Raw genomic sequence first — 13,666 nt, 5'->3', positions numbered from 1 at the left:
CAACGCTGACGACGCTGACCCACCCGGGCAAGCTTCCCGGCACCCTGTCGCTCGGCCTCATCCGCGGCGCCGCCGAACTCCGTCAGTTCTTCCGCATCCGGGAACAGGTGATCTTCACGTTCGCCTTCCCGTCCCTGCTCATGATCCTGCTCGGCTCGATGCTGAACTCCTCGATGCCCGGCACGACGATCACCACCGGCCAGGTGCTGGCGGCGGGCATGATCGGGTCCGGCATCGTCTCGACGTCGTTCACCAGCATCGGGATCAACCTCGCGGCCGATCGCGAGCTGGGCGCGCTGAAGCGGTTGCGCGGCACGCCGATGCCCGCCGCGTCCTACTTCATCGGCAAGATCATCCTGGTCGGCTCCACGAGCATCGCCCAGGTGGTGCTGATGTCGATTGTCGGCAGCCTGCTGTTCGACCTCGACCTGCCCACCGATCCGATGAAGCTGCTGACCGCGCTGTGGGTGTTCCTGCTCGGCATCACCAGTTGCACGCTCCTCGGCATCGCGCTCAGCTCGGCTACGAAGACGGTCAGCGGCGCGGTCGCGGTGACCAACCTGATCTACATCGCGCTGCAGTTCATCTCCGGGGTGTTCGTCACGCCGATCACCACCCTGCCGAAGGTTATGGTCGACATCGCTTCGTTCTTCCCGGTGAAGTGGATCTGCCAGGGCTTCCGCTCGGTGTTCCTTCCGGCCGAAGCCGCGACACAGGAGATGGCGGGGACATGGGAACTTCCGATGGTGGCACTGGCGCTGACGGCGTGGTGCGCCGCGGGGCTGCTGCTGGCGAAGCTGGCGTTCCGCTGGTCGAACGACGGCAGGTGAACGCCTGGGAGCGGCTTTTCTGGCTCTGGGAGGTCCTTTTCGGGATCACGTTCGTCGCGACGACGGCGCTGATCCTCATCGGGGACGACACCACCGCCGACAAGACGGTCGCGATCCTGTGCCTGGTCGGTGTCGGGATCACTTACCTGGTCCGGGGACGCGGCCTCATCAAAGGCCCGGACCACGAGGACACCCCCTGGTTGTCCACCGGGGTCCTGATGGTCCTGCTGACGGCGGCCACGTTCGCCACCACCACTTCGAGTTTCATCCTGTTCTTCGCCTGCCCCGTGCTCTACATGACGTTGCCGACGAAGACGGCGTCGGTCCTCACCACGGTCGCGGTGCTGCTGGGGCCGTTGTCGTCGATCGTCCGAGGCGGCCTCGACCAGCCCGCGCTGCGCATCCTGGTGCCGATGACGGCGATCCTGATCATCTTCAGCCTCCTGGCGGGCCGCTACACCACGCAGATCATCGAGCAGAGCAAAGGCAGGGCCGCGCTGATCGAACAGCTGGAAGCCAGTCAGGCGGAGGTCGCCCGGCTTTCCCGTGAGGCCGGCACGGCCGCCGAACGCGAGCGCATGGCCCGCGAGATCCACGACACGCTCGCGCAGGGCTTCACCAGCATCGTCACGCTCACCCAGGCCATCGAGTCCGAAATGGACATCGATCCGAAGGCGGCCCGGCGCCATCTGGGGCTGGCGGCGCGGACGGCGCGGGAGAACCTGGCCGAAGCACGGGCGATGGTCGCGGCGCGGGGGCCGTCGGCGCTCGCCTCCGACTCCTTGGAAGAGGCCCTGCGACGACAGGCCGAACGGCTCACCGAGGAGGCCGGGATCGAAGCCACGATCGAGATCCACGGCCCGCTGCCCGCGCTGCCGATGGCCACCGAGGTCGTCCTGCTGCGAGGGGCGCAGGAGGCACTGAGCAACGTCCGCAAACATTCCCGCGCCACCAGGATCTCCCTCCGTCTGTCCGTCATGGACGGAAAAGTCCGGCTCGGCGTGGCCGACGACGGCGCGGGGTTCGACCCCGCCGGGCCCACCGGCGGCTTCGGCCTGGCGGGGATGCGGGCACGCGCGGAGCAGGTCGGTGGCATCGTGAGGTGTGCGAGCGAACCCGGTGCGGGGACGACGCTGGAACTGGAGGTGCCCGCGTGATCACGATCATGCTGGTCGACGATCACCCCGTGGTGCGGGAAGGCCTGCGCGGCATGCTGGAGGCCGAACCGGATCTGAGCGTCGTCGGGGAAGCGGGCTCCGGTGACGAGGCCGTCGCGCTGAGCCGGGTCAAGCAGCCCGACGTGATCCTGATGGATCTGCGGATGCCCGGTCTCGACGGCGTCGGCGCGACCCGGAAGATCCTCGCCGACCGGCCTGGGCAGCGCGTCGTCGTGCTCACCACCTACGAGACGGACGCCGACATCCTGCGCGCCGTCGAAGCGGGAGCCTCCGGGTACCTGCTGAAGGACGCTTCGCGCGCGGAGCTGGCCGCAGCGATCCGGGCGGCCTCACGTGGCGAGACGGTCTTGGCGCCTTCGGTCGCCGGGAAGCTGGTGAACCGAGTGCGCAACCCGACGGCGTCGCCGTTGTCGGCGCGTGAGATCGAGGTACTGCGGCTGGTGGCGCGGGGAAGCACGAACGCCGACATCGGGCGGGTGCTCCACATCAGCGAAGCGACGGTCAAGACCCATCTGCTGCGCGCCTTCGGGAAACTGGACGTTTCGGACCGGACGGCCGCCGTGACCACCGCTATGCGGCTGGGCCTGCTCGGGTAGGCACAATGCATCCCATGCTTGCCACGACCGAATCGGCGCTGCTTCGCCGCCTCGCGCACGAGCAATCCTCGTGCCGCGCCCCGTCCCTCGTCGCCGCTGTCGTCCGCGACGGTGAAATCGCCTGGTCCGGAGGACGCGGCCGCGTCGACGGCGAGACACCGGGTGACGACACGCAGTACCGGCTCGGGTCGATCACCAAGACACTCGTCGCGACGGCCGTCATGCGGCTGCGCGACGAAGGCAAGCTCGACCTCAACGACCCGCTCGAAAAGCATCTACCGGGCACCGCGTTCGGCGCGGCCACCATCGCGCAGCTGCTTTCGCACACCTCTGGCCTGACCGCGGAATCACCCGGTTCCTGGTGGGAGCGCACGGTGGGCGCCGACTGGGCCGCGCTCGTCGAGAGCCTCAAGGACGGCGCGACGCGGCTCCGGCCGGGCAGCCGGTTCCACTACAGCAACGTCGGCTACGGCGTGCTCGGCGAACTGGTCGCCCGCCACCGCGGGCAGTCGTGGCTCGACGTCGTCCGCGCCGAGATCCTCGGGCCGCTCGGGATGACCCGGACCTCGCCGCATCCGGAAGGCGCGCACGCGAACGGGTTCGCCGTCCACCCCTTCGCCGACGTCCTCCTGCCGGAGCCGTCGCCGGACGCGGGCGCGATGGCGCCCGCCGGGCAGCTGTGGTCGACGGTCACCGACCTCGGCCGCTGGACGGCGTTCCTCGGCGGCCACACCGGTGGCGTGCTGAGCGAAGAGACCGTCGCGGAGATGCGCGAAATGGTCACCGTGGACGACGGCGACACCTGGACCACCGGATTCGGTCTCGGCGTCATGCTGGTCCGCGCCGAGGGCAGGCGGCTGGCCGGGCACACCGGGTCGATGCCGGGTTTCCTCGCCTGCTCCCTGGTCGACGGAGGCGCCGGAATCGGCGCGCTGGTGCTGACGAACTCGACGGCGGGCGTCGGCATCACGCAGCTGTGCCTCGACCTGATGAACCTGACCGAACAGCACGAGCCGTCCATGCCCGCGGAATGGCAGCCGTCCACTGTGGACCCGAAGCTGCTGGAGCTGACCGGGCTCTGGCACTGGGGCCCCACGCCGTACCACCTGCGCCTGCTCCCGGGCGGCCTGTTCTCCCTCGCGCCGACCGACGGCCCCGGCCGCGCGTCACGGTTCGCGCCGGTCGGCGAAGACACCTGGGTCGGCCTCGACGCCTACTACGCGGGCGAAACGCTGCGGGTCGGACGGGACTCGGCCGGAAAGCCGAACCACCTCGACCTCGCGACGTTCATCTTCTCGCGCACGCCGTTCGACCCGGCCGCGCCCATCCCGGGCGGCGTGGACCCCGACGGCTGGCGCTGACTCGCTTGAAGTACGTGAAGGACCCCTTCACTGCGCTAGACGCAATGAAGGGGTCCTTCACGTACAGGCACCCCTTGCGGATCGGGCATCAGACGGCCGGAGTGTGCCCGACGGCGGCGATGAACTTGCGGGCGATGCGCTTGCCCTCGCCCCAGTCCACGAAACCGAACTTCAGGCTCGTCTGGATCGCCAGCCCGGAGCCCTCCGGAGTCCGCTCGACCTTCACGGTGACCGTCTGCCCGTAGCTGAACAAGCCGAGCTTGGTCGAGAAGGTGACGTAGCCGGCGGCCGCGTCGTAGTACGGGTTCTGCCCCTTGACCGCGTCGACCCCGTGGGGAAGCGCCTGCCACAACGCCTCGGGGGGCACGGGGAATCGTTCGTGCACTGTCGCCATGGGGCGAGAAGCTACCCGGCGGTCGGCAACGGCGGGAGGGAGATCGCCGATCTCATATGCCGGACACGCGGCACCAACTGTCAGCAGGTCCATCCCGACCTGAGAGACTGGCCTCATGACCGACGCACCTGAGTTGACCCTCCCCGCGGACCTGAAGCCTGCCGATGGCCGCTTCGGCTGCGGACCGTCCAAGGTCCGTGACGAGCAGCTCGCCAACCTGGCGAAATCCGGTGCCACCTACCTCGGCACCTCGCACCGTCAGAAGCCGGTGAAGTCCCTCGTCGGCCGCGTGCGTGCGGGTCTGTCCGAATTGTTCTCCCTGCCCGAAGGCTACGAAGTGGTCCTCGGCAACGGCGGGACGACCGCATTCTGGGACGCCGCCGCGTTCGGGCTCGTGCGGGAGCGCGCGCAGCACTTCACCTACGGCGAGTTCTCCTCGAAGTTCGCCACGGTGACCAAGGGCGCCCCGTTCCTCGCCGACCCGATCGTCGTCAAGGCCGACCCGGGCAGCGCGCCCGAGATCGCCTACGAGGCCGGTGCCGACCTGGTCGGCTGGGCGCACAACGAGACCTCGACCGGTGTCGCGGTGCCGGTCCGTCGCCCCGAAGGCAGCGAAGGCGCACTGGTCGCCATCGACGCCACCTCCGGCGCGGGCGGCCTGCCGGTCAAGGCCGAGGACTTCGACGTCTACTACTTCGCGCCCCAGAAGTCCTTCGCCTCCGACGGTGGCCTCTGGATCGCGCTGGCCTCGCCCGCCGCGGTCGAGCGCATCGGTGAGATCGGCGCGAGCGACCGCTGGATCCCCGAGTTCCTGTCGCTGACCACCGCGCTCGACAACTCGCGCAAGGACCAGACGTACAACACCCCGGCGGTGTCGACGCTGTTCCTGCTGGCCGACCAGATCGAGTGGATGAACGCCAACGGCGGTCTCGAGTGGACCACCGCGCGCACTCGCGACTCGTCGACGCGGCTGTACGAGTGGGCCGAGAAGACCGGTTACACGACGCCGTTCGTCAGTGACCCGTCGCTGCGCTCGCAGGTCGTCGGCACCATCGACTTCGCCGACGAGGTGGACGCCGCCGCGGTGGCGAAGGTGCTGCGCGCCAACGGGATCGTCGACACCGAGCCGTACCGGAAGCTGGGCCGCAACCAACTGCGCGTCGGCCTGTTCCCGGCCATCGACCCGGACGACATCACGAAGCTGACCCAAAGCATCGAGTACGTCGTCGAGCGCTTGGGCTGAGCTAGCTTTCCGTGAAGGCCCCCTTCATTGCGCTGGACGCAATGAAGGGGGCCTTCACGTACTTGGCGGCCAGCGCGAGCAGCAAGAGGCCGTACAGCACGTAGGACTCCGTCACCAGCCACCAGCCGAAGCTCCCGGCGGGCCGCGGCGCGAGCCACATCGGCGCGATCACGAACAGCGCCACCGTCACGGCCGCGAGGGCGCGGGAAACGACCGACCGGGCCCAGAGCAGCAGCGCGAGGATCGGCACGCACCAGATCCAGTGGTGCGTCCAGGACACCGGGGACACCAGCAGCCCGCCGACGGCGCACGCCGTCAGCGCGAACACCGGCTCCGCGACGCGCACGATGACGAACGCGGTCAGCGCGACCACGACGACCGAGGCCAGCACCCAGACGACGTCCTCCGCCGAGCCGAGCCCGAACCGCGCGAGCATCCCGCGCAGCGACTGGTTGCCGACGTAACCACGATCGCCGATCCGGCTGGTGTCGAAGAGGATGTTCGTCCAGAACCTCGCGGACGCGTCCGGCGCGGCCAGGAACATCAGCGCGCCCGCGCCGACGAACCCGGCCACGACCCGGGCAGCGGAGCGGAAGTCCTTGCGGAACAAGAAGAACAGGATGAAGAAGGCCGGGGTCAGCTTGATCGCCGCGGCGACGCCGATCAGCAGCCCCTTCGTGCGGGCGCGGCCCGGCAGGAGCGCGTCGAGGACGACGATCAGCATCAGCAGCGTGTTGACCTGGCCGAAGCCGAGCGTCGAGCGGACCGGCTCCATGATGCCGCCGACGGCCTGTGCCCCGATCGCCGCCAGGACGGCGATGGCGCGGCCACGGACGTTCGCACGGTCGGTGAGCGAGCCGTTGAGCGTCGCCACGAAGACGTAGACGACGATTCCGCCCGCGATGATCGACGCGAGTCCGACCAGTCTCGTCGCCAGCGCGGCGGACAGCAGCGTGCCGGGCAGGAAGACCGCCGCCGCGAACGGCGTGTAGGTGAAGGGCAGCCAGCCACCGTGCGTCTGCACCCACGTGCCGTACGGGTCGCCCGAGTCGAGGAGCAGCCGCGCGCCGCCGATGTAGACCTCGAGGTCCTGGCCGTCGAACACCTTGAGCGTGAACAGCACGGCGACCACGACGACTTCGAGCGCGAGCAACGCCCCCGCGAGTTTCCGCCCCGACAATCCCACCAGCACCCGGCGAGGCTACCCACCGCCACTCCGCGACTCGTCCTCTGGGCAATTCGTCCTCTAGTTGCGGTAGTTCGTAACCCGAACTACCGCAACTAGAGGACGAAACGCGGGCTAGGCGAGGGCCTGGGTGGGCGGGAGCCGGGCCGCGCGCATGGCCGGGTAGGCACCGGCGACGGCACCGACCAGTGCCGAGACCCCGACGCCGCCGAGCAGGGCGCCGACGGGCAGCACCGCCGGCCAGCCTTGGCTCAGCGCGTACCCGGACGTCACGAGGACGCCGACCAGCACCCCGGCGATCCCGCCGAGCCCGGACAGCAGCACCGACTCGGCCAGGAATTGGCCTCTGACCTGCCGTTTCGTTGCGCCGAGTGCGCGACGGAGGCCGATCTCCCGGCGCCGCTCCAGCACCGAGATCACCATCGTGTTGGCCACGCCGACGCCGCCGACCAGCAACGCCACACCGCCGAGCCCGAGGAACAAGGCGCTGTACGTGTTCTCCGTCAGCTTCTGCGCCTCCAGCGCCTCCGACGGGCGACGCACCTCGACTTCGTTGGGCGCTTCCGGGTTCATCGTCTGCGCGAGCACCGAGCGGACGCTTTCGACCTGCGAATCCTTCGCCCGGACGTACACCGTGCTCGGATGTCCCTCGAAGCCGAGGAGCCGTTTCGCGGCGTCCCAGCCGACCAGCGCCGACCGCTCGATCTCCGGCGCGAGCGGCATCGGGCCGAGGATCCCGCCGACGGTGAACCAATGCCCGTCGATGAACACCTGCGGCGGTTCGGCCTGGTCGATGTGGTCGATCCCGAGCCGCGCGGCCGCGACCGAACCGAGGACGACGACCGGATAGTCGCGAGTGGCGTCCCGGAGGAACCACCCGTCCCGGATCTGTCCGCCGACGACGTCGAGCAGGTCCGGCGTCGCCGCGTAGACGCCTAGGCCGGAGGTCTCGTCCTCGGGGATCTTGTCCGTGCGCCGCACGGTCCCGTCGGTGGACCCGGTCGCGGACGCCGCCGTCACCGGCGCGATCCGCTTCGCCATCGGCACCGCGCTGTCGGGCAACGTCGCGTCACCGCCGAACATCGTCTTGCCCGGCCCCGCCGAAAGCAGGTTGGTGCCGAGAGCGGCCAGCTGGTCTTGAAGCGCCTTCGCTCCCGACGCCGGGATCGCGAGCACCGCCACCATCGCGGCGATCCCGATCCCGATGCCGAGCGCGGACAGCACCGCCCGCATCGGCCGCGTCCGCATCCCGTGCGCGCCGAGGGTCAGCACGTCACGCGGGCCGAGCCGGGCCGGATTCGGCGTCGGCACCTTGTCGAGGACGGGTGCGCTCACACCAGCACCCCCGTCCCGGTGTCGAGCCGGATCCGGCCGTCCCGCAGTTCGATCCGCCGTGGGATGCCCGCCGCGATCTCCCGGTCGTGCGTGATGATCACGACCGTCGTCCCCTGTGAGCTCAGCGTGGCGAGCAGGGTGAGGATCGCCGCGCCGTTGCCCGTGTCGAGGTTCCCGGTCGGCTCGTCGGCCAGCAGGATCGACGGCGAGTTGACGACCGCCCGCGCGATCGCCACCCGTTGCCGTTCCCCGCCGGAGAGTTCGTTCGGGAAATGACCGGCCCGATGCGCGAGGCCGACCCGGTCGAGCGCCGCCAGCGCCCGTTCGTGCCGTTTCCGCCGCGGCACCCCCGCGTACAGCAGGCCCGTCGCGACGTTGTCGACCGCGCTCACCCCCTCACTGAGGAAGAACTGCTGGAACACGAAGCCGATCCATCGCGACCGCAACGCGGAAAGCTTGCGGTCGGGCAGTTTCGCGACGTCGTGCCCGCGCAGTTCGATGACCCCGTCGGTCGGCCGGTCGAGTGTGCCCATCAGCTGCAACAGCGTCGACTTCCCCGAGCCGGACGGCCCGACGATGGCGACCACCTCCCTGTCCTCAATGGACAGTGTCACTTCGTGCAGGGCGCGCACGCCGCCGGGATAGGTGCGCGAGGCGCCGCGCACGGCCAGCACCGGGGTCATGAGGTGGTCACCACCCGCATCCCGGCGGCGAGGCCGGTTCCGGCGACCTCGACGCGGCCGCCGGAGAACAGGCCGGTCTTCACCGCGATGAGGCGCCGTTTGCCGCCTTCGTCGACCTCGACGGCATATCCACCCTCGGCGAGCGCGAGCAGCGCCCCGACCGGGACCGCCAGCACTCCACTGTGGACTTCCTTGGTGAAACGCACGGAGACCGGCGTCGAATCGAGCGATCCCGCCGCGGCCGGATCGTCCAGTGTGATCTTCACTTTGATCGTCGGCTTGCCGTCGTCCTGCCCGGCGGCGTCCTTGCCGGTTTCCGCGACCTTGCCGACGTCGGTGATCACCCCGGTCGCGGTCTCGCCGCCGGTGATGTCGATCCCCACCTTGTCGCCCCGCTTCGCGATGGCCTGTTCGGCGGCGTCGAGTTTGACCTCGACGAGGCGCTCGGTGCCGGTGTACTTCAGCAGTTCACCGCCGCCCGGGCCGCCGAGCTGCGCGGCGACCTGCGAAACCCGGATCTCTCCCGGGGCGAGGACGGCGTCGCCCTGACCGAAGGTGCCGGTCTGCTCGAGCCCCAGCGACTTCCGCCATTTTTTCAGCGCGGCGGCGGTGGCCGAGGTGAACTTCTTGTCGGGCGTGCCGAAACCGCCGAAACCGAGTGCCTTCAGGTTCTCTTCCAGCTGCTTGACGTCCGGGCCGTCCGCCGCCCCGTCCGCGAGGTCACGGAAGAACGGCAGGGTGCCGTAGAACAGCGGCACCGGTTTGGCGTCGACACCGTAGACAGCCTTGCCACGCGTAAGCACCGAGCCCACTTCCGGAAGCGACGTGATGGTCCCCTGCTTCCGGCCGGCGAGCGCGTTTTCCGTGCCATAGCCGAGTGTTCCGTTCGCCTCTTCCTCCTCTTGAAGGTCGGTTTTCTCGACCTTCGCGGTCTCCACCCGCGGCGGTGGCTGCCCGGCCTGCTGAGCCTCCGACGTGACCCTGGTCAGCACGACCACCGACATCGTCCCGGCCACGACGACGAGGACCGCCGCGATGACGAACCAGCGCGCCCGGCGCGAACGCCGTACGCCGCCGGGTCCTTCGTGTTCGCTCATTTCGCCGGGGCCACCCTCATGCTCATGCCGAGACCACAGGCCTTCGCCGCTTCTTCGAACTTCTTGGGGTCACCGCTCGCGTCGCCCAGCGCGATGGCGGCCCCGCCCTTGCCGGGGTCGGGGTCCGGGAAGTCGATGCCGTGCTCCCGCATGCACTTCGCTTCCTTGCGCATCTTGTCGAGTTCTTCCGGCGTGGGCGGCTTGATCTCGCCACCGTTCGGCAACAGCTTCCGGCACGCGTCGCTCGCGGCCTTCATCTTGTTCTCGTCGGGCCTGCCTTCGCCCGCCTCGATGGATATCGTGCCCTGCTCGTCGCCGTCGGTCTTGGGATCCGGCATGTCGATCCCGTGCTCGCGCATGCACTTCGCGAAGTTGCGCATCTTGTCCTCGTCGGACACGTTGTCGGCCTGTTTCCCGTCGCCCGTGCCCGCGGCGGGCGGGGAGGAGATCGAGGCGACCTTGTCGCCACCGTCCCCGCCACCACCGCAACCGGCCACCAGCGCGAAGACCGCTCCGGCGATCAGTGCCGCCATCGGTCGTTTTCGCATCGCTGCTCCTTCGGTCGTCTCGACGGCCTGATTTCTACGGAGCGGGCGATTCCGGGGCGGTAAGCGAAGTCGCTTATGCCGTGCTTACAGTCCAGCAGCACAGAGATTTGCTTCTTTCCGGGCGAACTAGCCCCTGGCGACCACACCTCGGCGACCTGGTCGCCGGAAAGTCGTACGCGATCCGCCCCGAACACGCCCCAGCGGGTGATCCCGGCGCGGCAGTCGCACCCGGTCTGCTGAAGGGGACGCTTATCCCGCGCTTACCCCCACCCGGGGCAGACTGACCTGGTGAGAGTGCTGGTGGTGGAAGACGAGCGCCTGCTGGCGGACACGATCGCCGAGGGCCTGCGACGGTTCTCCATGGCCGTCGACGTCTGCTACGACGGTGAACAGGCCCTGGACCGGGTGGGGGTGCACGGTTACGACGTCGTCGTGCTCGACCGGGACCTCCCGGTCGTGCACGGCGACGAGGTCTGCGTCGCGGTACTCAGGGCGGGCGGCGAGGCACGGGTCCTGATGCTGACGGCCGCCGCCGACGTCGACGACCGGGTGGCCGGGCTGGGACTGGGCGCCGACGACTACCTGACGAAGCCGTTCGCGTTCGCCGAACTCGTCGCGCGGGTGCGGGCGCTGTCGCGGCGCGCGCGGCCGGCGCTGCCGCCGGTGCTGGAACGCGGTGGCGTCGTCCTCGACCTGCCCCGGCATCAGGCGTCTCGCGACGGCCGGTTTCTTCCCTTGTCCCCCAAGGAATTCGCGGTACTGGAGGTGCTCATGCGCGCCGAAGGGACCGTGGTCAGCGCCGAGGAACTGCTGGAGAAGGCGTGGGACGAGCACGCCGACCCGTTCACGAACGCCGTCCGGGTGGCGATGATGACGTTGCGGCGCAAACTCGGCGAGCCGCCGCTGATCGAGACCGTGCCCGGCGCCGGCTACCGGTTCGGGTCGTGAAACCCCTCCGGCTTTCCCTGCGCACCAAGCTGACGGCGCTCTACGGCGGAGCGTTCCTCGTCGTCGGGCTCGCCCTGCTGATCGTCAACTACCTGCTGGTCAGCTCGTCGCTGCCGGACACCGCCGCGTTCGCCGACACCGCCGCGGAGGTCTCGCTCCAGCGCGTCCCGGCGTATCCCATGGACACGGCGACCATCATGCCCGCCGAGCGCGCCCAAGCCAGCCGGCTGGTCGCGACCTCGATCACCGAGTACCGCTCGGACGTCCTCTCGGCACTGCTGTGGCAATCGCTGGTGGCGCTGGCGATCGCCGGCGCGCTCGCGGTGCTGCTCGGCTGGCTGATGGCGAGCCGCGTACTGCGGCCACTGCACGCGATCACCTCGACCGCGCGGAAACTGGAGGCCGAGAACCTCGACCGGCGGATCGACCTCGACGGCCCCGACGACGAACTCAAGGAACTCGCGGACACCTTCGACGGCATGCTCGACCGGCTCGCCGTGTCGTTCGACAGCCAGAAACGCTTCGTGGCCAACGCTTCCCACGAACTGCGGACCCCGCTCGCGGTGCAGCGCACGCTGGTCGAGGTGGCGATGGCCGATCCCGACGTCAGCCCGGAGGTCCGGAAGCTCGGCGAGCATCTGATCTACACCAACGAACGCAGCGAACGGATGATCGAAGGGCTGCTCGTGCTGGCCCGCAGTGACCGCGGACTGGCCGCGCGGAGCCCCGTCCGGCTGGACGAGGTCGTGGCGACGGTGATCCGCTCGGCGGCGTCCATGGCCGAAGAAGCGGGGGTCACGGTGGAGGCGCGGTTGCGGCCGCGGACGGTGTCCGGCGATCCCGTGCTGGTGGAACGGCTGGCCACGAACCTCGTGCACAACGCCATCACCTACAACCGCGAGGGTGGCTGGATCCACGTCGACGTCGGCGGCGATCCGGCGCTGGCGGTGCGCAACACCGGCCCGCGGGTGCCGCTGGACGCCGTGCCCGCGCTGTTCGAGCCGTTCCGGCGGCTTTCGGGCGACCGGACCGGTGACTCGCGCAACGCCGGGCTCGGATTGTCGATCGTCCGGTCCATCGCGAAGGCGCACGGCGGGACAGCGGGCGCGGAACCCGGCGGTCGCGGCGGTGGACTGGTCGTCCGGGTGCGGCTGCCGTAGATTCCCCCGATCGTGACAGTGCGTGTCCGGCGCGTCACTCTGCGAGCCCTGAATTGCTCCAGCAGAATGCACTTGCGGCCATGAAGAAAATAGTGAGCAGGACACAGGACATCGGCGCGCCTCGCACGTCAAGGCGACGCGCCGTACTAGCGTTGACACCCACAAAGGTGAAGAAGAGCAGGGGAGGCGAGAATGCGAGCGCTACGTGTGGTTGGGCTGCACGAGGACGGTAAGTCCATCGTGTGCGAAGACCCGGCGAGCCGCACACGCTTCCTGCTCCCCGCGGACGAGAGGCTGCGAGCGGCGGCGAGGGGTGACATCACCCGCCTCGGCCAGATCGAGATCGAGTTGGAGAGCCAAATGCGGCCACGCGAGATCCAGGCACGGATTCGGGCCGGTGAGTCCGTGGAGCAGGTCGCGAGCAGCGCCGGCGTGACCGTGCAGCGGGTCGAGCGGTTCGCGTACCCGGTCCTGCTCGAGCGCTCGCGGACGGCCGAACTCGCGCAGCGCGCCCATCCGATCCGCGAAGACGGCCCCGACGTGCAGACGCTCGGCGAGGTCATGGCTCACTCCTTCGGTCTCCGCGGCCACGACTACAGCCAAGCGACCTGGGACTCCTGGCGCGGCGACGACGGCAAGTGGGTCGTCGTGCTGTGCTGGAAGGCCGGTCGTTCGGACAACCGCGCGCACTGGTCGTTCGCGCCGGGCGCGCACGGTGGCACCGTGCAGGCGCTCGACGAGAACGCCGAAGTCCTGCTCAACCCCAACGCCTACCGTGCCCCGCGCACGGTTCGGGCGCTGGACCCCGGCAGGGACGCGGTCATCCAGCCCACCTTGGATGCGGTACCCGACGAGCCGGTCGCGAAGGTGATCGACGCGCCGATCGCGGAACCCGAAGAAGAGGCCGAGCCACCACTTCCGGCTGACGAGCCGGAGGAAGTGGCCGAACCCGCCCCACGGGCGAAGGGGAAGAAGAACCACCCCATCGTTCCATCCTGGGAAGACGTCTTACTGGGCGTCCGCTCGCAACGAGGTTGAATTCGCACGTGATGGCCCCTTCCGGTGGAGGGGCCATTACGTGCGCCCGGGGAACTGCGCCGTTTCCGA

Annotated in this window: 14 protein-coding genes; 8 read left to right on the top strand and 6 right to left on the bottom strand. The window is 69.5% G+C overall.

Annotated elements, in window-relative coordinates:
* The first annotated feature begins 5 nt into the window (after window positions 1-5).
* Genes BS329_RS10660 through BS329_RS10645 form a run of 4 tightly spaced genes read left to right on the top strand, consistent with a single transcriptional unit; the run spans window position 6 to window position 3,965 of the window.
* Entirely contained in the window at window positions 6-830 is an 825-nt protein-coding gene (locus BS329_RS10660) for an ABC transporter permease (RefSeq protein WP_084749623.1), read from the top strand.
* Complete coding sequence (locus BS329_RS10655) at window positions 827-1,987, top strand: sensor histidine kinase (RefSeq protein ID WP_076158767.1); 1,161 nt, start codon at window positions 827-829, stop codon at window positions 1,985-1,987. The genes BS329_RS10660 and BS329_RS10655 overlap by 4 nt, the downstream gene beginning before the upstream one ends.
* Entirely contained in the window at window positions 1,984-2,604 is a 621-nt protein-coding gene (locus BS329_RS10650; RefSeq protein WP_076158764.1) for a response regulator transcription factor, read from the top strand. The genes BS329_RS10655 and BS329_RS10650 overlap by 4 nt, the downstream gene beginning before the upstream one ends.
* A gap of 14 nt (window positions 2,605-2,618) precedes the next feature.
* The gene (locus BS329_RS10645; protein WP_076160141.1) at window positions 2,619-3,965 is read left to right on the top strand and encodes a serine hydrolase domain-containing protein; all 1,347 of its coding nucleotides are present in this window, start codon (window positions 2,619-2,621) and stop codon (window positions 3,963-3,965) included.
* Between the two features lie 88 nt (window positions 3,966-4,053).
* Here the strand turns inward: BS329_RS10645 and BS329_RS10640 are convergent, their stop codons facing one another.
* Window positions 4,054-4,359: a hypothetical protein gene (locus BS329_RS10640; RefSeq protein ID WP_076158761.1), complete on the bottom strand. Its 306-nt coding sequence runs from the start codon at window positions 4,357-4,359 to the stop codon at window positions 4,054-4,056.
* Window positions 4,360-4,474: 115 nt separating this feature from the next.
* On the opposite strand from BS329_RS10640, the gene serC reads away from it, so the two are divergent.
* Window positions 4,475-5,602, top strand: coding sequence for a phosphoserine transaminase (gene serC / locus BS329_RS10635; RefSeq protein ID WP_076158758.1), 1,128 nt, complete (start codon window positions 4,475-4,477; stop codon window positions 5,600-5,602).
* A gap of 1 nt (window position 5,603) precedes the next feature.
* Here the strand turns inward: serC and BS329_RS10630 are convergent, their stop codons facing one another.
* The 5 genes from BS329_RS10630 to BS329_RS10610 all read right to left on the bottom strand — a co-directional run bounded on the left by BS329_RS10630 (window position 5,604) and on the right by BS329_RS10610 (window position 10,451).
* Window positions 5,604-6,794, bottom strand: coding sequence for a glycosyltransferase 87 family protein (locus BS329_RS10630; protein ID WP_076158755.1), 1,191 nt, complete (start codon window positions 6,792-6,794; stop codon window positions 5,604-5,606).
* A 108-nt stretch (window positions 6,795-6,902) separates the two neighbouring features.
* Window positions 6,903-8,123, bottom strand: coding sequence for an ABC transporter permease (locus tag BS329_RS10625; protein WP_076158752.1), 1,221 nt, complete (start codon window positions 8,121-8,123; stop codon window positions 6,903-6,905).
* Window positions 8,120-8,806, bottom strand: a complete 687-nt coding sequence (locus BS329_RS10620) for an ABC transporter ATP-binding protein (RefSeq protein WP_076158749.1) — start codon at window positions 8,804-8,806, stop codon at window positions 8,120-8,122. The genes BS329_RS10625 and BS329_RS10620 overlap by 4 nt, the downstream gene beginning before the upstream one ends.
* Entirely contained in the window at window positions 8,803-9,903 is a 1,101-nt protein-coding gene (locus BS329_RS10615) for a peptidoglycan-binding protein (protein ID WP_076158746.1), read from the bottom strand. Before BS329_RS10615 ends, BS329_RS10620 begins: the two co-directional genes overlap by 4 nt.
* A complete protein-coding gene (locus BS329_RS10610) occupies window positions 9,900-10,451 on the bottom strand; it encodes a hypothetical protein (RefSeq protein WP_076158743.1) in 552 nt (183 codons plus the stop codon). Before BS329_RS10610 ends, BS329_RS10615 begins: the two co-directional genes overlap by 4 nt.
* Window positions 10,452-10,739: 288 nt before the next feature.
* On the opposite strand from BS329_RS10610, the gene BS329_RS10605 reads away from it, so the two are divergent.
* From BS329_RS10605 to sepH, 3 genes are all read left to right on the top strand, one after another.
* Complete coding sequence (locus tag BS329_RS10605; protein WP_076158740.1) at window positions 10,740-11,399, top strand: response regulator transcription factor; 660 nt, start codon at window positions 10,740-10,742, stop codon at window positions 11,397-11,399.
* Window positions 11,396-12,559, top strand: a complete 1,164-nt coding sequence (locus BS329_RS10600) for an ATP-binding protein (RefSeq protein WP_076158737.1) — start codon at window positions 11,396-11,398, stop codon at window positions 12,557-12,559. The genes BS329_RS10605 and BS329_RS10600 overlap by 4 nt, the downstream gene beginning before the upstream one ends.
* Window positions 12,560-12,751: 192 nt before the next feature.
* The gene (gene sepH, locus BS329_RS10595; protein WP_076158735.1) at window positions 12,752-13,597 is read left to right on the top strand and encodes a septation protein SepH; all 846 of its coding nucleotides are present in this window, start codon (window positions 12,752-12,754) and stop codon (window positions 13,595-13,597) included.
* Window positions 13,598-13,666: the final 69 nt, after the last annotated feature.

The organism is Amycolatopsis coloradensis, assembly GCF_001953865.1.
Classification (GTDB): domain Bacteria; phylum Actinomycetota; class Actinomycetes; order Mycobacteriales; family Pseudonocardiaceae; genus Amycolatopsis; species Amycolatopsis coloradensis.
Note: the sequence above shows the minus strand (reverse complement) of the source record. Positions and strands in the feature narration are given on the sequence as shown.